Annotated in this window: 20 protein-coding genes; 8 read left to right on the forward strand and 12 right to left on the reverse strand. The window is 67.3% G+C overall.

The genetic code is table 11. The annotated features are described in order from the left end of the window. Nucleotides 1–25: 25 nt before the first annotated feature. Nucleotides 26–1,048 (reverse strand): alpha/beta hydrolase, encoded by a 1,023-nt coding sequence (locus BR47_RS0117835; RefSeq protein ID WP_029120346.1) that lies wholly within the window; start codon nucleotides 1,046–1,048, stop codon nucleotides 26–28. Nucleotides 1,049–1,152: 104 nt separating this feature from the next. On the opposite strand from BR47_RS0117835, the gene BR47_RS0117840 reads away from it, so the two are divergent. The 3 genes from BR47_RS0117840 to puuE are packed head-to-tail and all read left to right on the forward strand — an operon-like array spanning nucleotide 1,153 to nucleotide 4,225. Beyond that, a complete protein-coding gene (locus BR47_RS0117840; RefSeq protein WP_036427556.1) occupies nucleotides 1,153–2,367 on the forward strand; it encodes a DUF6986 family protein in 1,215 nt (404 codons plus the stop codon). Further along, nucleotides 2,364–3,326, forward strand: coding sequence for an allantoicase (alc, locus tag BR47_RS0117845; RefSeq protein WP_029120348.1), 963 nt, complete (start codon nucleotides 2,364–2,366; stop codon nucleotides 3,324–3,326). The genes BR47_RS0117840 and alc overlap by 4 nt, the downstream gene beginning before the upstream one ends. Next, entirely contained in the window at nucleotides 3,323–4,225 is a 903-nt protein-coding gene (gene puuE, locus BR47_RS0117850) for an allantoinase PuuE (protein ID WP_029120349.1), read from the forward strand. The genes alc and puuE overlap by 4 nt, the downstream gene beginning before the upstream one ends. On the opposite strand, the gene BR47_RS0117855 is transcribed toward puuE, so the two are convergent. From BR47_RS0117855 to BR47_RS0117875, 5 genes are all read right to left on the reverse strand, one after another. Next, nucleotides 4,222–4,944, reverse strand: coding sequence for an aspartate/glutamate racemase family protein (locus BR47_RS0117855; protein WP_029120350.1), 723 nt, complete (start codon nucleotides 4,942–4,944; stop codon nucleotides 4,222–4,224). The genes puuE and BR47_RS0117855 overlap by 4 nt on opposite strands. A 19-nt stretch (nucleotides 4,945–4,963) precedes the next feature. Further along, on the reverse strand, nucleotides 4,964–6,511 hold the full coding sequence (locus BR47_RS0117860; RefSeq protein WP_029120351.1) for an NCS1 family nucleobase:cation symporter-1: 1,548 nt from the start codon (nucleotides 6,509–6,511) through the stop codon (nucleotides 4,964–4,966). Nucleotides 6,512–6,594: 83 nt separating this feature from the next. Next, complete coding sequence (locus BR47_RS0117865; RefSeq protein ID WP_020098854.1) at nucleotides 6,595–7,296, reverse strand: GntR family transcriptional regulator; 702 nt, start codon at nucleotides 7,294–7,296, stop codon at nucleotides 6,595–6,597. Between the two features lie 66 nt (nucleotides 7,297–7,362). Continuing rightward, nucleotides 7,363–8,913, reverse strand: a complete 1,551-nt coding sequence (locus tag BR47_RS0117870; protein ID WP_029120352.1) for a phytoene desaturase family protein — start codon at nucleotides 8,911–8,913, stop codon at nucleotides 7,363–7,365. A gap of 56 nt (nucleotides 8,914–8,969) precedes the next feature. Beyond that, a complete protein-coding gene (locus BR47_RS0117875) occupies nucleotides 8,970–9,554 on the reverse strand; it encodes a TetR/AcrR family transcriptional regulator (protein ID WP_029120353.1) in 585 nt (194 codons plus the stop codon). A 70-nt stretch (nucleotides 9,555–9,624) separates the two neighbouring features. On the opposite strand from BR47_RS0117875, the gene BR47_RS0117880 reads away from it, so the two are divergent. Then, nucleotides 9,625–10,125, forward strand: a complete 501-nt coding sequence (locus BR47_RS0117880; RefSeq protein ID WP_029120354.1) for a DUF2834 domain-containing protein — start codon at nucleotides 9,625–9,627, stop codon at nucleotides 10,123–10,125. Nucleotides 10,126–10,136: 11 nt separating this feature from the next. Next, complete coding sequence (locus tag BR47_RS0117885) at nucleotides 10,137–11,297, forward strand: pyridoxal phosphate-dependent aminotransferase (protein WP_020098850.1); 1,161 nt, start codon at nucleotides 10,137–10,139, stop codon at nucleotides 11,295–11,297. A 48-nt stretch (nucleotides 11,298–11,345) separates the two neighbouring features. On the opposite strand, the gene BR47_RS0117890 is transcribed toward BR47_RS0117885, so the two are convergent. The 6 genes from BR47_RS0117890 to BR47_RS0117915 form a co-directional block, all read right to left on the reverse strand. Further along, nucleotides 11,346–12,056 (reverse strand): GntR family transcriptional regulator, encoded by a 711-nt coding sequence (locus BR47_RS0117890; protein ID WP_029120355.1) that lies wholly within the window; start codon nucleotides 12,054–12,056, stop codon nucleotides 11,346–11,348. 26 nt (nucleotides 12,057–12,082) lie between these two features. After that, complete coding sequence (locus BR47_RS0117895) at nucleotides 12,083–12,520, reverse strand: SRPBCC family protein (RefSeq protein WP_029104636.1); 438 nt, start codon at nucleotides 12,518–12,520, stop codon at nucleotides 12,083–12,085. Nucleotides 12,521–12,584: 64 nt separating this feature from the next. Further along, nucleotides 12,585–13,664: a CaiB/BaiF CoA transferase family protein gene (locus tag BR47_RS0117900; protein WP_029120356.1), complete on the reverse strand. Its 1,080-nt coding sequence runs from the start codon at nucleotides 13,662–13,664 to the stop codon at nucleotides 12,585–12,587. Between the two features lie 47 nt (nucleotides 13,665–13,711). Then, a complete protein-coding gene (locus BR47_RS0117905; protein WP_029120357.1) occupies nucleotides 13,712–14,152 on the reverse strand; it encodes an SRPBCC family protein in 441 nt (146 codons plus the stop codon). Nucleotides 14,153–14,217: 65 nt separating this feature from the next. Continuing rightward, nucleotides 14,218–14,916 carry a sensor domain-containing protein gene (locus tag BR47_RS0117910; RefSeq protein ID WP_029104635.1) on the reverse strand — a complete coding sequence of 233 codons (699 nt, stop codon included), beginning with the start codon at nucleotides 14,914–14,916 and terminating at the stop codon, nucleotides 14,218–14,220. Nucleotides 14,917–14,939: 23 nt separating this feature from the next. After that, on the reverse strand, nucleotides 14,940–15,467 hold the full coding sequence (locus tag BR47_RS0117915; RefSeq protein ID WP_353582950.1) for an Rv2240c family protein: 528 nt from the start codon (nucleotides 15,465–15,467) through the stop codon (nucleotides 14,940–14,942). 415 nt (nucleotides 15,468–15,882) lie between these two features. Here BR47_RS0117915 and BR47_RS0117920 point away from each other — a divergent pair, with 415 nt between their 5' ends. From BR47_RS0117920 to BR47_RS0117930, 3 genes are all read left to right on the forward strand, one after another. Beyond that, on the forward strand, nucleotides 15,883–16,569 hold the full coding sequence (locus tag BR47_RS0117920) for an MspA family porin (protein WP_081831335.1): 687 nt from the start codon (nucleotides 15,883–15,885) through the stop codon (nucleotides 16,567–16,569). A 251-nt stretch (nucleotides 16,570–16,820) separates the two neighbouring features. Further along, nucleotides 16,821–17,492, forward strand: a complete 672-nt coding sequence (locus BR47_RS0117925) for an MspA family porin (RefSeq protein ID WP_029120360.1) — start codon at nucleotides 16,821–16,823, stop codon at nucleotides 17,490–17,492. Between the two features lie 59 nt (nucleotides 17,493–17,551). Further along, nucleotides 17,552–18,202 carry a hypothetical protein gene (locus tag BR47_RS0117930; RefSeq protein ID WP_036427558.1) on the forward strand — a complete coding sequence of 217 codons (651 nt, stop codon included), beginning with the start codon at nucleotides 17,552–17,554 and terminating at the stop codon, nucleotides 18,200–18,202. The last annotated feature ends 4 nt before the right edge of the window (nucleotides 18,203–18,206 follow it).

Here is an 18,206-nt window from a genome sequence, read left to right on the forward strand (position 1 = left end):
GAACACGAGCCGACACTCGGCGGAATCAGGCGACGGACTTCACGAACTCGGCGACCTCACCGACCGCACGACGGGCGTCGGGGTTCGAGAAGGCGAAGGCCTGGAAGACGTGGACGGCGCGGTCGAAGACCTGCAGGCGCACCGGCACTCCCGCCGCGGCGAGCCGCTCGGCCATCAGCTCCGAGTCGGGGCGCAACGCCTCTTCGGACCCCACCTGCAGCAGGAACGGGCCGAGGCCGCGCAGGTCGGCGTCGACCGGGGACGGGGTCGCTTCGCGCCCGCCGTTGCGCAGCAGGAAGACCTCGCTGATCATCCGGAGGAAGTCGACCGGGAACATGGCGTCCGGAACACGGGCGGCCGCTTCGTATTTCGGCGTCATGTCGCTGTCGGTGGCCGCGGACAGGAGCACGCAGCCGGCGGGCGGCGCCATGCCCAGGTCGCGCACCGTCACGGCCGTCATGGCCGCGATGAAGCCGCCGGCCGAGTCACCGGCCAGGACGATGTTCTCGGGCTTCACGCCCTGCGCCAGCACGTAGCGGTAGGCGTCGACGCCGTCCTCGACCGCGTCCTCGACGAGGTTTCGTGGGCAGAGCCGGTACCCGACGCTCAAGGCCCGCGCGCGGCTGTCGCGGGCGATGTGGCTCACCATCGGCCGGTGGCTGTTGATGCCGAGCGCGATGAACGCCGAGCCGTGGAAGTAGACGATGACGCGGCCGTCGACCGGCGGGGTGGTCTCGTTCCAGACCCATTCGGCCGGGCAGTTCGGCAGCTCGACCCTTTCGGTGCGCGACCCACGCACCGCGGGCATCCAGTTGGTCACCCGCTCGGAACCGTCGTACGCGCGGTCCAGCAGGGCCTGCGGGAACCGCCTGTTGATGGCCAGCATGAGCTTGGTCAGCAGGAACAGCAGCGGCTTCACGGCCCGCAGCAGGTACGACTCGGCGACTGAGTGCCAGTTGGCCTTGCCCATCCACTCCGGGCCGGCGTATGTGCCGGTGTCCGGCACCGGGTTCTCGGCGGGATCGTCGATCCGTTCGGCGCTGGTCATCGGGCCTCCTTGTGCGACATTGCTCTGCCGAGACTAGATCAGCTCCCCTGAGACCGACTCGGGCTCGACATGCTGAGATCGCGTCGGCACGGCACGATAGGCACGTGTCGGACCCCCACCATCGCATCCCGGCGGATGCGCTCCAGCGCATCGACACCCTGTTATTCCGCGTCGACGCCGACCTCGCGACGCGGTTTCCGGGGACCGGACCCGCCGTCCAGCCGATACACACCGTCTACGTCAGCGCGGCCGACGCGACGCCCGATACCCCTGCACAGTGGGGTCGGGCCGCGCTCGAACTGCTGGACCGGCACGCGGAAGTGTTCACCGAACTCGGCGACCAGACCACAGTGGCGCTGGTGCGCGACCAACTGGCCGCCGCGCCGATTGCCGACCTGCGCCTGGATTTCGAGGACGGCTACGGCAACCGCGGCGACGACGTGGAGGATCGCGACGCGGCGCGGGCGGCGGCGACCCTGCCCGCACTCGGGTTGAGCCACAGCGGGATTCGCATCAAGGGGCTCACCACCGCAGAGCGCCGCCGGGCCCTGCGCACCCTCGAGTTGGTGCTCGACGCCGGCGCCATCGACGGTTTCGTCTTCACCGTGCCGAAACTGCGTGCGGCCGAACAGGTCACGGCGGCGGTCTGGCTGTGCGAGGCGTTGGAGACCGCACACGGTCTGCCAGATCACACGCTGCGCTTCGAGCTGCAGATCGAGAGCCCGCAGGCGGTACTGGGCCCCGACGGGACCGCGACCGTCGCCCGTGCGATCCAGCTCGCCGAGGGCCGATGTAGCGGATTGCATTACGGCACCTACGATTACAGCGCCGCATGCGGTATCGCACCGCAACATCAGGCGCTCCATCACCCCGTGGCCGACCATGCCAAGGCGGTGATGCAGACCGCCGCCGCACAAACCGGCGTCTGGGTCGCCGACGGCTCGACGCAGGTGGCCCCCGTCGGTACCGAAGAGCAAGTGGTGCAGGCGATCCGGCGCCACCATCGGCTCGTCACCCGGTCTCTCGAGCGCGGCTTCTACCAGGGCTGGGACATGCACCCCGGCCACCTGGTGACCCGGTGGCTGGCCACCTTCACCTTCTTCCGGGCCGCCATGTCCGCCGCGGCGCCCCGGCTGCAGGCCTACCTGGACCGCACCGGCGGCCCGATCGTCGACGAACCCGCGACCGCCGAGGCGCTGGCGGCGGTGGTGCTGCGCGGACTGGACTGCGGCGCGTTCGGCGCCGACGACGTACTCGCGGTCGCGCCGGGCGCTACCGTCGAGGTGCTACGAAACCTCAAGAACCGAAAGCTGTCATGACTGAATCACTGCCCGACTTCACCTGGCTGCCCGACCTCGCGCTACGGAGCCTCGGCGGAGCGGTGATCTGGGCCAACGACGACTTGTTCGCCGAGAAAGAGAACCTCATCTCCCCCGGCCCGTCGGTGTATCGGCCGGCCTCGTTCGGTCACAAGGGGCAGGTGTACGACGGTTGGGAGACGCGGCGTCGTCGCGACGAAGGCCATGACACCGCGATCGTGCGACTCGGCGTGCCGGGCGTCATCCGCGGCGTGGTGGTCGACACCGCATGGTTCAAGGGCAACTATCCGCCGGCCGTCTCCGTCGACGCCATCGAGGTCGACGGGTACCCGACAGCCGAGCAGTTGGCCGTCGACCCCGGCTGGGTACCGCTCATCGCGCGCTCGCGCGTGTACGGCGACACCCGTAACAACTTCGAGGTCTCCTCGGAGCAGCGCTGGACGCATGTGCGCCTCAACATCTACCCGGACGGCGGGGTGGCGCGGCTGCGGGTGCACGGAGAAGGCCGCCCCGACAAGCGATTCCTCGGTGTCGGCCCGTTGGACCTGGCCGCGCTGGAGAACGGCGGTCTGGTGCTCGACGCCTCGAATCGTTTCTACAGCTCGCCGCAGAACCTGATCTTCCCCGGACAGGCGCAGGTGATGGGTGATGGCTGGGAAACCGCGCGGCGCCGTGACGATTCCAACGACTGGGTGCGCATCCGGCTCGCGGGACCGGGACGGGTGCGGCTCGCCGAGATCGACACGTCCTACTTCATCGGAAACAGCCCTGGGGCAGCGGCATTGACGGCACTGCGCGCCGACGGACGGTGGGTCGACCTGCTGCCCCGCACCGATCTGTTGCCCGACACCCGGCACCGCTTCATCATCGATTCCGACGACGTGGTGTCCGAGGCACGGCTGGACATCTATCCGGACGGCGGGTTGGCGCGACTGCGGCTGTTCGGAGAGCTCACGTGAGCTACCCGCGCGACCTGGTCGGCTATGGCCGCACCCCGCCGGACCCGCAGTGGCCCGGGGGCGCGGCCATTGCTGTGCAGTTCGTCCTCAATTACGAAGAGGGCGGCGAGAACAACGTGCTCGACGGCGATCCGGCCTCGGAGACGTTCCTGTCCGAGATGACGCCGGCCGACGCGTTCCCCAACCGGCACATGAGCATGGAGTCGCTCTACGAGTACGGCTCGCGTGCCGGATTGTGGCGGATACTCAGGATCTTCGAGCGCCGGGACATCCCGCTGACCATCTTCGCGGTGGCGCGGGCCCTGCAGCGCAATCCGGAGGCGCTGGCCGCGTTCGGCGAACTGGGACACGAGATCGCCTGTCACGGCCTGCGGTGGAAGTCCTACCAGCTGACCGACCGCGACACCGAGCGCGCGCACATGGCCGAGGCGGTGCGGATCCTGACCGAGCTGACCGGCGCCGCGCCGCTCGGCTGGTACACCGGCCGGGACTCTCCGCACACGCGGGAGCTGGTGGTCGAGCACGGCGGCTTCGTCTACGACTCGGACTCCTACGCCGATGATCTGCCGTACTGGGTGCGAGTGGCCGACACCGACCACCTCGTGGTGCCGTACACCCTGGACACCAACGACATGCGATTCGCTTCTCCGGCAGGCTTTTCCAACGGTGAGGAGTTCTTCGCTCATCTGCGTGACGCGTTCGACGTGCTCTACGCCGAGGGGCTGGGCGGCAGCCCGAAGATGCTGTCGATCGGCTTGCACTGCCGGCTGGTCGGCCGACCGGCCCGCAGTGCCGCGCTGGAACGATTCCTCGACCACGTGCAATCCCACGACCGGGTGTGGCTGGCGCGGCGCATCGAGATCGCCGAGCATTGGCGCGCCGTACACCCGGCCGGTTAGACCCCGCGCCGGACGGTGTATTCCTTGGCCGGCGGTGTCGCGAACTCGCCGCGCTTGCCGGTGCGCAGCCCCATCCGCACCAGGGCCTGCACCGTCAACGTGGCGGCGCTCACCCCGTCGACCACCGGCACCCCGAGCTCGGCGGTGATCGCCGCACACATCTCGGCCATGCCGGCGCACCCCAGCACGATGGCGTCGGAGCCGTCGGCGTCCAACGCCTCCCGGCACGCCTCGGTGATGACCTTGCGTGCCGTCGGATCGGTTTCCAGATCCAGCACCGGAATATCGCAGGCGTGGATGCCCAGGCAGAAACGTTGCATCCCATAGCGTTCCGCCAGATCGGCGGCCCGGCCCGTGGTGCGCGGCAGCGTCGTCACCACCGAGAAGCCGCGGCCAAGGTGGCTGGCGGTCTGCATGGCGGCCTCGGCGATGCCGACGACCGGGCCGGTCGCGAGCTCCCGCGCCGCGTCCAGTCCCGGATCACCGAAGCACGCGATCACGTAGCCGTCGGCCCCGGCGTCCTCACCGCGCCGGATCGCCTCGAGCAGACCCGGCACGCTCATCGCCTCGTCGTAGTGGCTTTCGATGGAGGGCGGACCGAATTCGGATGTCACGGCAACGATCTCGACACCGGAACCGGCCACTGCTTGTGCGCAGCGGCCGATCCCGGCGGTCATCGATGTGGTGGTGTTGGGGTTGATGACCCAAATCCGGCTCATCCCAAGGACTCCCCCACGGTCACGCCACCGATTCGGCGACGAACCGGTCGCGGACAGCCAGCACCCGGTAGATGCCGAGTGCGACACCGCAGCCGATGAACCAGCTGTACTGGGCAGCGGTGTGCATGCCGTACACGGTGCCGGCCAGCAGCACCGGAAGCGCCGCGAGCACCGCGCCGGCCACGGTGGCGATGACCGCGACCTTGTTGTATCCGCCGGTGTACCAGTACTTTCCGGACTCGGACATGGTGAACAGTTCGTCGACGACCACCTGCTGCTTGCGCACCAGGTAGTAGTCGGCGAGCAGCACGCCGAACAGTGGGCCGATGAAGGCGCCCAGGATCTCCAGCGTGTAGTGGATGACCTCCGGGTTGTTGTAGAGGTTCCACGGGGTGATGAGCACCGAGCCGACCGCGGCGATCATGCCGCCCGCACGCCAGCTGATGCGCTGCGGGCTGACGTTGGAGAAGTCGAACGCCGGGCTGATGAAGTTGGCGACGATGTTGATGCCGATGGTGGCGATGGTGAAGGTCAAGGCGCCCAACACGATTGCGAAGGTGCTGTCGATGCGGGCCACGGTCTGCACGGGATCGGTGAGCAGTTCGCCGAACACCGGCAGCGTCAGCGACGCGGTGACCACCACGAGCACCGAGAACACCAGGAAGTTCACCGGCAGCCCCAGGAAATTGCCCTTCTTGACGGCGGCGAACGACTTGCCGTAGCGGGAGAAGTCACCGAAGTTGAGCATCGGACCGGAGAAGTAGGACACCACCAACGCGATGGCGCCGAGCATCACCGGAACCGAGTCGAGGCCGGTGTACTTGACCGCGCCGAGGTTGAGATCGATTGCGCCCCAGCCGGCTTTGTAGATGAGGTAGCCGCACAGCAGGAACATGACGACGTAGACGGCCGGGCCACAGAAGTCGATGAACCTGCGGATCGCCTCCATACCGCGCCAGAAGACGCAGGCCTGCAACACCCACAGCAGCAGGAAGCTGGCCCAGCCCAGCAGCGGCAATCCGAGGAAGCCGTGGGTAGCGAGGTCGGCATAGGGGGCGAGCCCCGGAAACAGCTTGAGCAGCACCACATCCAGGGCGGCCGATGCCAGGTAGGTCTGGATGCCGTACCAGGCCACCGCGATCAACCCGCGGATGATGGCCGGGATGTTGGCGCCCAGCACGCCGAACGCGGTGCGACAGATCACCGGGTACGGCACACCGGCGGCCTGGCTCGGCTTGGCGACCAGGTTGCACAGGAAGTACACGAGGGTGATGCCGATGAGCAGCGCCACCAGCACCTGCCAACTGGCCAGGCCCAGCGCGAACAGGCTGCCCGCGGTGACGTAGCCGCCGACGCTGTGCACGTCGGACATCCAGAACGCGAAGATGTTGTAGGAACCCCAGCTCTGCTTGCCCAGCGGAGCGAGGTCCTCGTTGGTCAATCGCGGGTCGTAATCCGGTTTGATGACGCCGCCGCCGATCGGGTGGCCGGCGGCCTCGACGATGTCACCTGCGCCGATCACCGCGCCCGGTGGGGTCGTGTCCTTGGGAACGAGGGTGTCAGTCATGCTCGAAAACGCTAGAAATGCAACGTTTCCCCGCTGTTTCCCCTGAGATATGTGGCAATTGCGGAAAAGATATATGTTCGCCGCTACGCCAGCAGCCCGGTGTCCGTCGGCAATTTGGCGATCACGGCGTTGAGCCGGACGGCATGGTCTTCCGCGACGGCGATCAGGCGCTCTGCGTCGCCGGCGACGAAGGCGTCGACCATAGCGCAATGGTCGGCATGCAGGGCCGCCCGGTCGTCACGGCTGACATGCAGCATCGACTGCACGGGTTCGGTGACGTTCCACGCCGCCTCCAGCATGTGCAGCAGCCGATGCATGCGCGACGGTCGGGTGAGCGCGGCATGCAGTTCCCGGCTCTGCCGGTGATAGGCGCCCGCGTCGTCGTCGCGGATCGCCTGCTCCAGGCCGACATTGACCGCGACCGCGGCCGCGCGGTCGGCATCGGTGGCGTTGGCCACGGCGACCCCCAGCGATGCCGATTCCAAAGCCTCACGCACGATGTACATTTCGCGTAGTTCCTGTGGCGTCAACAGGGCCACGGTGTAGCCGAAGTTGAGCCGGTGCTCCACCAGCCCTTCTCCGATGAGCGTTTTCAGCGCCTCCCGCACCGGGATCTGGCTGACGCCGAAGACGTCCGCCACGTCCGCCAACGGGATCGGTGTGCCCGGCGGCACCCCGCCGTCGAGGACCGCACGGCGCAGTTCGTTCAGCACGCCCTGCTGTGACGGCGCGGCCCGATCCGCCACCAGCTGTCCGAGCAGGACAGAACGCCGGTGGGGCCGCATCCCCGCAGAGTAGGTCGCCGTTGTTGCCGAATCCGTTTCGGTGACGTTTCGGCTGAGTAAGCCGAGTCAGTTGTTCAGCACGGCGTGCGCGGCGTTGTAGCCCGGGATGAAGTTGACGGCCGGGCCGCCGTGACAGCCGGCGCCGCCCAGGTAGAGGCCCGCGACGGGCAGCTCCTGGTCGAGGTAGCCGCGCGGCCCGGGCCGGTTCGGCCCCATCTGTTCGGGGTGGATCAGGCCGTGGCAGAAGTCGCCGCCGGGAGCGCCGAACATACGGTCCATGTGCCGCGGCGTGAACGTCGTGTGCCGCAGGATGAGCTTCTCGAAGTTGGGTGCCACTCGGGTGATCTTGTCGATGACCCGTTGTCCCATTTCTCGTTTCATCGATCCGTAATCGCCGCCGCCTTCTACCGGGAACCACAGCGCGTAGGCCGACGACGCATGCTTGCCGGGCGGCGCCAGCTCGGGGTCCTGGACCGACGGGATCTGCCAGGCGATGGAGGGATCGGCCGGCACTATTCCACAGCGCGCGGCGTCATATTGCTGCTGTAGTTCCTCGGGAGTGCTGAAAAGACCGATGGTGCCCTGCAATTCGGGGTTGTTCAGAATTTCGTACGGCTCGGCGAACTCCGGGATGCCGTCGAGCGCGAAGTGCATCTGCAGGTAGCTGCCCCGGTGGTCGACGCGCGCGTACCGGGCACGGACGTCGTCGGGCACGGCGGCGCCGAGCAGCCGGTCCACGGTGACCGACGGCGCGAGCGACGAGACCACCACGGGCGCAGTGATTTCGGTACCGTCGTCCAGCCGGACCCCGGTGACCCGCCCGTCGTCGACAGTGACGGCGGCGACCGCACTGCGCAACCGAACCTCACCACCGTGCGCGACGAATGTGTCCTCGAGGTGTTTGGTCAGCGCGCCGATGCCGCCCTTGAGCTTTCGCATCAGCGATGCGCCGTCGGTCGGCACCGCGAGGCCGAACGCCAGCGCGGCGGCACTGCCGGGGGTGGCCGGGCCGCGGTAGGTGGAGTTGCACGCCAGCACCGACAGCATGCCGCGGATGGCGCCGTGCTTGTCCTTGTCGGGCAGGTAGCGATCCAGGACGTCGGTCACCGACCCGAACAGCATGTCGGTGATGGCCGACCGCTCGAATTCGTTTGTGGCACAGGCATACATCTCGTCGTAGGTTTTGGGCGGCAGCCCCGCGTCGAACCGGCCGAGCGCGCGCGCCGGGGCCATGCTCCACGCCATCAGGCCGGCCATGCCGTTGACGGCCTCGGCGCCGTGCACCTCGTTCATGTGCGTGAGCAGCTTCATGGGATCGGAGTAGAAGAGGAACGGCTCGTCGCCGATGCCCCGCATGTTGACAGACATGACTTCCAGCTCGACGCTGGGCACCTCGTCGAGGCCCAGCTCCTGGCTGACCTTGAGCGACGTCGGGAACTGCTCCGAGCCGGCGATCTCGAACTTGAAGCCGTCGAAGAGCTCGACGGTCGAGGCCATGCCACCCGAGTAGAGCTTGGCCTCCAGACACAGCGTGCGCAGGCCCGCTTTCTGCAGCAGCACCGCCGAAGCCAGCCCGTTGTGCCCCGCTCCCACCACGATCGCGTCGAATTGCGCCATTTCCGCAGAGTCGCACCCGTGCATAGTTTTGTCAATAGTGACAAAACTTGTCGATATCAGACGGGCCCAGCCCCCAGCTGATCCAACGCCTGGTGACACATGCGCGCCAGATCAGCCAGCGACCGCTCGGCACCCCCCATCCACACCTCCATCGCGGCGAACACCGCGGCGGCAATGGTCCTCGACGTCACCGCGACGCGCAGCAGGTCATCTGGTCCGCCGCGCCGCGCCAGATGCTCGGCGATGGCGTCGGCGAAGTCCGCTTCGACCTGGCGGATGTGATTGACGATCCGGTCGGGGTCGAGCTCTTGTTCACGCAGCGTCGCAATCTTGGTGACCGCGCCGAAGTCGTACGGAAAAGCGAAGATCGCGGCCTGAACAGCCGCCAGCACCGGTTCGTCCGCGGGCCGCCCGGCGAGCGCGGTCCGAAACCAGTGCAGACCGGCGTCATAGTCGGCGAACAACAGATCGTGCTTGGACGTGAAGTGCCGGTAGAACGTGCGCAGCGAGACACCGGCGTCGGCGGCGATCTCCTCGGCCGTGGTGCCCTCGACACCCTGCGCCAGAAAACGGACCAACGCCGCCTGTTGCAGCGCCTCACGCGTGCGTTCACTACGTACGGTCTGCGGCGGCCGGGGCATCCCAGTACGGTACCGCAGAATGTTTTGTCATGATTGACAAAACATTTCGCGGCGAGCAGACTCCGCTGACATGGTCTCGCTCATCGTTCACGCGGTCCTCGGACTGATCACGATCGCGTTCATCGTCAAGCTCAATCCGGCCGTCTTCCGCAAGCCCGCCGACGGACCCGCGTTCTCGGCACTCGAGTCGGCCTACTACGTGATCGGCATCGCCTCGATAGCGCTCGGCTACTACTTCAACACCAAGTTCGTCATGGAATACCAACCGCCCGACGGTAATCCGATCACCGGTCCGGGCAGCTGGTCGGACTACATCCGCCTGATGTTCGTCAACCCCGCGGCGTCGTCGGCCGGCCAGGACTACACCATCATCAACGTCATCCTGCTGCCGTTGTTCACCATCGCCGACGGCCTGCGGCGCGGCATCCGGCACCCGTGGCTGTTCTTCGTCAGCAGCCTGTTCACCAGTTGCGCCTTCGCGTTGGCGTTCTACTTCGCCGTCATCGCGCGGCAGCAGCGGCACGAGCGCACCGTCGACCATGTCAGGAGTTCTGCGACAATCCAGGGGTGACGCCACCGGGGATGGCCGCCCGCCTGCGGCCCTACGCCTCCACGATCTTCGCCGAGATGTCGGCGCTGGCCGCACGGGTCGGCGCCGTCAACCTCGGCCAGGGTTTTCCCGACGAGGACGGCCCGGCCCCCATGCTCACGGTGGCGCAGCAGGCCATCGCGGACGGCGTCAACCAGTACCCGCCCGGCCCGGGCATTCCCGCGCTGCGCCAGGCCATCGCCGCCCAGCGCAAGCGGCACTACGGCATCGCCTACGACCCGGACACCGAGGTACTGGTCACCGTCGGCGGTACCGAGGCCATCGCATCAGCGGTGATCGGGCTGGTCGAACCAGGCTCCGAAGTCCTGATCATCGCGCCGTTCTACGACTCCTACTCCCCGGTGATCGCCATGGCCGGCTGCCGCCGCGTCGTCGTTCCCCTGGCACCCAACGGCCATAGCTTCGCCATCGACGTCGACCGGCTCCGCGCCGCGATCACGCCGCAGACCCGCGCGCTGATCCTGAACTCACCGCACAACCCGACGGGCATGGTCGCCAGCGACGACGAGCTGAGAGCCATCGCCGCGCTCGCCATCGAGCACGATCTCCTGGTCATCACCGACGAGGTCTACGAGCAGCTGACGTTCGACGGTCATCAGCACCGGCCGCTGGCGGGTTACCCCGGCATGGCCGAGCGCACCGTCACCATCTCGAGCGCCGCGAAGATGTTCAACTGCACCGGCTGGAAGATCGGCTGGGCCTGCGGGCCCGCCGATTTGATCGCCGGGGTGCGCGCCGCCAAGCAGTACCTGACGTACGTCGGTGGCGCGCCGTTCCAGCCGGCCGTCGCGCACGCGCTGGACCACGAGGACGCCTGGGTCGCGGCGCTGCGAAAGTCCTACCGCGGCAAGCGGGACCGCTTGGCCGGTGCCCTCACCGATATCGGCTTCGACGTGCACGACAGCTTCGGCACCTACTTCCTGTGCGCCGACCCCCGGCCGCTGGGGTACGACGACAGCACCGCGTTCTGCGCCGGACTCCCCGAGCGCGTCGGCGTCGCGGCCATCCCGATGTCGGCGTTCCTCGATCCGGACTCCCCCGACTCGGCCGGCTGGAATCACCTGGTGCGCTTCGCCTTCTGCAAGCGCGACGACACCCTCGACGAGGCCATCAGCCGCCTCCGCACCCTGTGATTTGTGCACGATTTTCCGCGCCGGTCGCGGAAAATCGTGCACAAATCCCTAGGTGTCCTGGGTGAGGAGCCCGGTGTCGGTGGGCAGGGTCCCGATCGCGGCGTCGACGCTGTCGTTGTGCCGCTGCGCGATCGCACCGAGCCGGTCGGCGTCCCGGGCCAGGAACGCCTCGAGCATCTCCTCGTGATCGCCGTTGAGCTTGGCCCGGTCGTCGGGCGTCACGTGCATCATGGCCTGCACGGGTTCGATCATGTTCCAGGACATATCGAGAATGTGCAGCAGCCGGTGCATGCCGGACGGGCGCACCAGCGCCATGTGGAAGTTACGGCTCTCCCGCTGGAACGCCGCACCGTCGGAGTCCCGAATCGCTTGCGCCATGCGGTCATTGGCCTCGATCGCGAGGGCCCGCTCGTAGTCGGTGGCCTTCTCCGCCGCGATCGCGAGCGCCGCGCCCTCCAGCGCCGCGCGCACCACGTACATCTCGTGCAGTTCCTGCTTCGTCATGCGGGCGACGGTGTAGCCCGAGTTGGGCCGGTGCGTCACCAGGCCCTCACTGATGAGCGTCTTGAGTGCCTCGCGAACGGGGATGTGGCTCACGCCGAACAGCTCGGCGACCTCGGTCAGCGGCACCGGGGTTCCGGGCGGCGCGTCACCGCGCAGGATCACCCGGCGCAGCTCGGTCACCACGGTCTGCTGCGGCCCTCCGTTCCGCACCACCACCAGCTTCTCCAACAGCGGAGAAGGTGGGCGGTCGGACATACAAGCTCCCTATCGACAGACGTGGACTAGCCGTAGAGACGAGTCACCCGGGCCCGCAGTCGGTCGACCGCAGCATCGAGCACCAGTTTGCGGGCTCGGCGCAACAGGAACTCGGGAATGGGGGCGACGAGGTCGACGATGATGTCGAATCGCACCCGGGTCCGGTCGCCCTCGCGAGTCAGTTTGTACTCGGCATGCTGCCCACGCTGCTGGAAGGTGTCGGCGGCGTCCCACACCACCCAGTCGTCACCCCAGTGGTACTCCAGGAGCTCCTTGTCGGTGATGCCCATGATCTTCACGGTCGCTTTGACGTGGTGCGGACGACCGTCGGGATACCGATCCAGTACCTGTAGTTCCCGGTGCAAGCTGCGCCATTGCGACGCCTCGTCCATGTCGGCCAGCGCATCCATGATGGCTTCGGGCGAGGCGTCGATCACCAGCTCTCGGGACGCCATAACTGCCATATTGGCAAATTTAGTCCTCTCCACCGGCCACGGGTAGAGAATGCGCCAGCTAACTTCCCAACCGTTACCAACCGACCTCGTCGATCGGGGTGGTCTGCTGCGGCGGGGCGCCGACGGGACCCGACGGGGTCCGCGAGAAGCGCGGCGCGGGAGCGGCCTGGTCAACACCGTCGACGGTGACGATCGTCGACCTGGCCCGGAGGTGTTCGCCAGCGGCTGCCTCGGTCCAGGTGAGCACGGGAGTGACGCAGGCGTCGGTCCCGGCGAACGTCTCGGTCCATTCGGCGCGGGTCCGGCTCGCGAACCGGGCAGCAAAGATTTCGCGCATTTCGTCGTAGCGCGCGAGGTCGAACTGGTTCGGCACCTCGGCGGGATCCAGGCCCAGGCCCACAAGTAGCTGAGCGAAGAACTGCGGCTCGATCGAACCGACCGCCATGTAGCCGCCGTCGGAGGTCTCGTAGACCCGGTAGTACGGGGCGCCGCCGTCCAGAAGGAACGACTCGCGCTGGTCCTTCATCACGCCGGTGGACTTCATGGTCCACATCATCTGCGCGAGCATGCTGACACCGTCGACCATCGCCGCGTCGACGACCTGGCCGCGGCCCGACTGTTCGCGTTCGTAGAGCGCCGTGACGATGCCGATGAGCGTCAGCATCGAACCGCCGCCGAAGTCGGCGACCAGGTTCAGCGGCGCCACCGGCGGCCGGTCGCGGTAGCCGATGGCCGACAGCGCACCGGTCTGCGACAGGTAGTTGATGTCATGGCCCGCGGTCTGGGCGAGCGGTCCGTCCTGCCCCCAACCGGTGATCCGGGCGAAGATCAGGCGCGGGTTGACGGCCTCGCACTCGGCCGGCCCGATGCCGAGGCGCTCGCAGGTGCCCGGACGGAAACAGTCAAGCAGCACATCGGCTTTCGCGGCCAGTGCGAGCAGCGCGGCCGGGTCGGACTTGACGTCCAGGTCGACGATCCGCTTGCCGCGGTGCAGGAGGTCGACGTTCTCGGCGGGCATCGTCAGCCCGCCGGGACGACGCACCCGCACCACGTCGGCGCCGAGGTCCGCCAGCATCATGGCGGTGTGCGGCCCGGGGCCGATTCCGCCGAGTTCGATCACCTTGACTCCGGCCAGTGGCCCCGCATTCGTCATCCCGCGACGTTAGCTCATGGGTCGACGCGGCTGAATCCCGGTGTGCGTCAGCCCTTCTTGTTCTTGGCCATGAACTTTTTGAGCCCCTCGGTGGCGGTCTCGGCGCCACCGCTGACGCTGCGCTTCAGCAGGAACCCGGGGATCGGCACCACCGGGTCGACGGTGATCTCGAACTTCACCTTGGTCTTGTTGCCGGCCGGGGTCAGCGTGTAGCGCGCTTCCTGCTTCTTGAGCGACGACGACCTGATCAGCACCCAGCTGCCCGTCAGGTCGGTCCAGGTGTACTCGAGGATCTGATCGTCGGCCATGCCGGCGGCCTTGATGGTCATCTTGGCCTGCTTCGGCCGGCCGTTCTCGTAGGTGTCGAGGACTTCGGCCTTGGTGTACTGCGGCGACCACACGGGCGTCTGCGCAAGATCTGCGATGACATCCATGATCTCTTCAGGGGTTGCCTCGATGGTCACTTCGTGCGACGCGCTGACTGCCATGGCGCGACCATAGACCACTAAACCACGCGCCGTGAGCGGGATGGTGCAACCAGCGGGACGACCCGCTAGTGGATGTCCGACTGGATCTTCGCGGCGATGTCGGCGGCCGCCGTCACCGGCGCCTTGGGCGTGCAGGCCTCGACATCGATGATGAGGTTGGCGACCAGTTGCACAACGTGTTGGCACCAACGTGTTTCGGGCCCGGTGCCGCGCATGATGGGCATCGCGAGCTTGGTGTCGGTGCGCTCCAGGTCGCCGGACAGCCACTTCGGCAGAGGCTTGTCGTTGAGCCGGATGTTCACGTGGTGGTTGGTGCACTTGGCCCACCGCGCGGCCGACCGGTTGAAGAAGTTCCGGGCCGCATCCGATGTCGGGAAGTAGACGACCGACTGCGCCGCCAGGTAGTTCCACTGGTCGCTGTCCGGGACCTGCAGCGTCTGCTGCCGCACGGCCTTCCAATCCTGGCCGCTCTTGAGGTCGTTGCCGTCCTTCGAGTAGATGACGGACTCGTCGATCTGCCAGACGCCGAGGCAGTTCAAGTTCGGCAGCAGGTTGCGGTGGTCGTCCATCCCGTCTTTCGGCGGACGGCCCACCATGCCGGTGACGCCCATCGTCTTGTTCATCTCGTCGGGCGTCAGCAGCAGGTTGTCGATGCTGGACTCGGCGACCGTCGTCGGCGTGGCTGGTGTCGGGGTGCCGGTCTTGCCGCCGCAAGCCGCCAAGGCCAGGCACAGCACGGCGACGCCGAAGGCGTGTCGCTTCACGTGTTCCTTATATACCGGCGCGCTCAGGCGTGGGTACCGGCCGCGGCGCACTCGCGCTGGACGGCCTCGGCATTGGTGTTGACCTGGGTTGCGGTGTCGTCGAGGCTGCCGCCGGTCATCCCGATGCCCATCTTCACCAGCAGCTTGGTCGCGCCGAATGACCAGGACCGCATGGGGTCGGCAATAGCCGGGTTCAGGCCGGGGGTGTTCGCGGCGTCCATCGCGACGGCGGCGGACTGCCGCAGGCTGGTCCGGCCGGCCACATTGCTCTGGTGGACGTAGGGGTCGTTGGCGTCGAGGCTGTCGGCGAAGCCCTCGTACCCGGAGGCGGCGCTGTCGAGCGCGTTGGCGAACTGCGAGCATGCCTGCACGGCGGCGGGGTCCGCGTTCGACGACGTGACACCCGTCGACTGCACGCCGGCGCCGGCATCGATCGGGCCGATCGGGGCAGCGTCATCGTCGGCCGCAGCGGTGGGCAGGTACATCGCCCCCGCGCCGAAGACGGCAGCAGATGCGGCAACCAGACGTACCCAGGTGCGTGAAGACTTCACCGTTTCCTCCAAGTCATTCAGTGTGATCGCCGCGTCCACCGGGCATGGACACCCGGCAATGACGGACGCTCGGCGTTCGACCCTCCCACGGTCAGGCGTGTAGATGTCCAGTTGGTGAACGCAAGACAAACCGGCGATTTCCAATCTCCGTCGGTTGTATTGTACTGGCGGTTGAATGACCCAGATCACACTCGCTGAACTGGGCATTCAATATGCTGCCACCACGACAAATGACTTCACCAATACACGCATATTCCTGCGTTGCCCACTAGTTGATAACGCAGGGGCAAGTATTTGCGGTCCGTTAACCGTCTGGCAACCCAGCCAGTAGATGCTCCGCAGCGACACAAATTCAGCAACGCACAGCGATCCGCAGCAACGCTGATTACCCGATACGAGAGGCGCGCTCATCACCATGTCGAACCGTTATGCCATGTTGGCAGCCCTTTGCGTGGTGCTCCCGGTCGGCACCGCGCCGCTGGCACTCGCTGACCCGCCCGCCGATCCGGCCGTGCAGCCGGCCGGCAACCCGGCTCCGCCGCCTCCGGGCGAGGGCGCTGTGCCGTCGGGCCCCGCCGGCGTCCTGGACACCCCGGACGGCTGGCACATCGAGGTCACCGGCAGTAACGAGACCCAGCTGCCCGTCGCCCCCCTGACCACCGCGATCTCCTCGCGTGAGTACTGGGTCGCCGGCACCTTCACCGGCAAGATCACCGGTGGCGGAAAGACCAAACTGGCTGGTGGAACGCTGGAAGCCGGCGAGCAGATCGGTTGCGGCATCATCTCCGACGAGGCCGAGATCAACCCCGGCGCCAGCTTCACGCCCGGCATCAAGATCCCGTTCGCCGGCACCGACCCGAGCCTGGGTACCGGTATCAGCCTCCAGGGCAAGGTGTACCTGAAGCCCGGCACCGTGACCACCGTCGCGATCGACAAGAAGTCGTTCAAGGGCACCACCGCCCGAGTGACGATCACCGGCGTCCGGATCAAGACCGACCAGTGCGCGGGCCAGTCGTTCATCCGGTCGTACGCCACCTTGACGAGCTCGACCGACAACACCGACGACGTCATCACCTACCTGGGTGTGACCAAGTCCGTCTGACCTGATGCCCGGTGCGGGCGAACAAGCTCACCACGAGCCCGCCCGCACCGGACATGGACACCCGACGTGAATTTAATCAGTCAGATCGTAAATATTGTCACTGATTAAAGAATTTGATCGTTCCACATAAAAATGCCAGTTCCGAGTAATTGGCCAGCCGTTCACCGATTCGAAATCCGAATATTGAATGCTCCGAGAATCGAAAACAGTCTCATTCTCGGATTCCAACCCACGAGAGGCGCCGTAACCCCATGTTGAACCGACTTGCCACATTGGCTGCCGCAGCGGGCGTGCTGCTGTCGGCGACCGTTACGCCGCTCGCCCTGGCCGACCCGGTCGATCCCGCCGGCTTCGACGGCCCGCCGCCGGACACCGGCATCGTGGCCTCCGACGAGCCGGCCCGCATCACCAGCCCGGACGGGTGGGTCCTGGAGGTCGTGGCCAAGAACGAGACCCAGCTGCCCGTCGCCCCGCTGACCACCGCCGTCAGCTCGCGTGAATACCTGGTGGGCGGCACGTTCACCGGCACCGTCACCGGCAACGGCAAGACCAAGCTGGCTGGTGGCACCCTCGAGGCCGGTTACCAGATCGGTTGCGGCATCGAGCTGGGCCAGGTCCGCCTGATCGGCCAGATCGGTATCAGCACCTCCGGCTCCACCCTCGCCGGCCTGCTGCCCACCGGTATCAGCGTCCCGATGTCGGGCACCATCGAAATCCACGCCAAGCCGGGCACCGTGACCCAGGTGCCGGTCGACAAGAAGACCTTCAAGTCGGCTCCGGTCCGCGTGACCCTCAAGGACACCCACATCAAGGTCGACGGTTGCGTCGGGCAGTCGTTCCTGAGGTCGTACGCGGTGCTGACCAGCTCCACCACCGACACGGACGACATCGTCGCCTACTACGGCATCACCAAGTCGGTCTGATGCATCGGGTTGCCCGCGGAATTGTCACCGCCGCAGCGGTTTTCGCTGCGGCGGCGGCAATGACGCAAACTGACATCGCATCCGCCGACCCGGTCGTGCCCACCCCGGTTCCGGCACCCGGCCCCGCCCTGCCGCCACCGGCCCCGGTTGCGGCCGACGGTCCGGGCGCGAACCTGGCGGTCCCGATCGCGGGCGCCAACCTGGGTCCGCAGGGTCTGAACGTCCTGGGACAGACCAACGACGTCAATCCGCTGGCCGCCGCCCTCGGCGCACCGTCGGATCTGACCGGTCTGGACCGCGGCTCCGTTCTCGGCCAGTACGCCACGCCGTCGGCTCCTGGCGCGGGTGGTCCGGTCGCGGCACCCAATCTGCGCGCATTCAACAACGCCTACGGCCCGCAGCAGTGCATCAAGCCGTCGGCGCCCGGTAAGTGCGAGCAGTTCGGCGTCGAAGCCGGCCAGGAGAACGAAGACGTGACCGGCCGGCAGTGGCTGGGTCGCTACATCGACATGTACCGCGACGGTCGCCTGAAGGGCGGCCTGCTCGGGCAGATGCCGCGCGAGCAGCTTGGTGAATCCCTGCCCGGCACGGCACCGCCTCCCGGCACCAACATCCCGCCGGGCCTGGTGGAGTTCCGCCCGGACCCCGCCGATGTCCCGCCTCCGCCGGGGGCACCGGTTCCCCCGGTTCCGCCGGCGCCGGCCAACTGAACAA

Origin of the sequence: Mycobacterium sp. UNC410CL29Cvi84 (genome assembly GCF_000686745.1) — a bacterium.
In the GTDB taxonomy this organism is placed as follows: Bacteria; Actinomycetota; Actinomycetes; order Mycobacteriales; family Mycobacteriaceae; genus Mycobacterium; species Mycobacterium mucogenicum_B.

Excerpts from the sequence above, each read along its gene's own strand:
- BR47_RS0117880 (WP_029120354.1), top strand. The coding sequence starts at position 9,625 with ATGGTCTCGCTCATCGTTCACGCGGTCCTCGGACTGATCACGATCGCG.
- BR47_RS0117870 (WP_029120352.1), bottom strand. The coding sequence starts at position 8,913 with ATGGCGCAATTCGACGCGATCGTGGTGGGAGCGGGGCACAACGGGCTG.
- BR47_RS0117900 (WP_029120356.1), bottom strand. The coding sequence starts at position 13,664 with ATGACGAATGCGGGGCCACTGGCCGGAGTCAAGGTGATCGAACTCGGC.
- alc (WP_029120348.1), top strand. The coding sequence starts at position 2,364 with ATGACTGAATCACTGCCCGACTTCACCTGGCTGCCCGACCTCGCGCTA.
- BR47_RS0117875 (WP_029120353.1), bottom strand. The coding sequence starts at position 9,554 with ATGCCCCGGCCGCCGCAGACCGTACGTAGTGAACGCACGCGTGAGGCG.
- BR47_RS0117835 (WP_029120346.1), bottom strand. The coding sequence starts at position 1,048 with ATGACCAGCGCCGAACGGATCGACGATCCCGCCGAGAACCCGGTGCCG.
- BR47_RS0117930 (WP_036427558.1), top strand. The coding sequence starts at position 17,552 with ATGACGCAAACTGACATCGCATCCGCCGACCCGGTCGTGCCCACCCCG.
- BR47_RS0117860 (WP_029120351.1), bottom strand. The coding sequence starts at position 6,511 with ATGACTGACACCCTCGTTCCCAAGGACACGACCCCACCGGGCGCGGTG.
- BR47_RS0117905 (WP_029120357.1), bottom strand. The coding sequence starts at position 14,152 with ATGGCAGTCAGCGCGTCGCACGAAGTGACCATCGAGGCAACCCCTGAA.
- BR47_RS0117895 (WP_029104636.1), bottom strand. The coding sequence starts at position 12,520 with ATGGCAGTTATGGCGTCCCGAGAGCTGGTGATCGACGCCTCGCCCGAA.
- BR47_RS0117925 (WP_029120360.1), top strand. The coding sequence starts at position 16,821 with ATGTTGAACCGACTTGCCACATTGGCTGCCGCAGCGGGCGTGCTGCTG.
- BR47_RS0117865 (WP_020098854.1), bottom strand. The coding sequence starts at position 7,296 with ATGCGGCCCCACCGGCGTTCTGTCCTGCTCGGACAGCTGGTGGCGGAT.
- BR47_RS0117885 (WP_020098850.1), top strand. The coding sequence starts at position 10,137 with ATGGCCGCCCGCCTGCGGCCCTACGCCTCCACGATCTTCGCCGAGATG.
- BR47_RS0117855 (WP_029120350.1), bottom strand. The coding sequence starts at position 4,944 with ATGAGCCGGATTTGGGTCATCAACCCCAACACCACCACATCGATGACC.
- BR47_RS0117890 (WP_029120355.1), bottom strand. The coding sequence starts at position 12,056 with ATGTCCGACCGCCCACCTTCTCCGCTGTTGGAGAAGCTGGTGGTGGTG.
- BR47_RS0117920 (WP_081831335.1), top strand. The coding sequence starts at position 15,883 with ATGTCGAACCGTTATGCCATGTTGGCAGCCCTTTGCGTGGTGCTCCCG.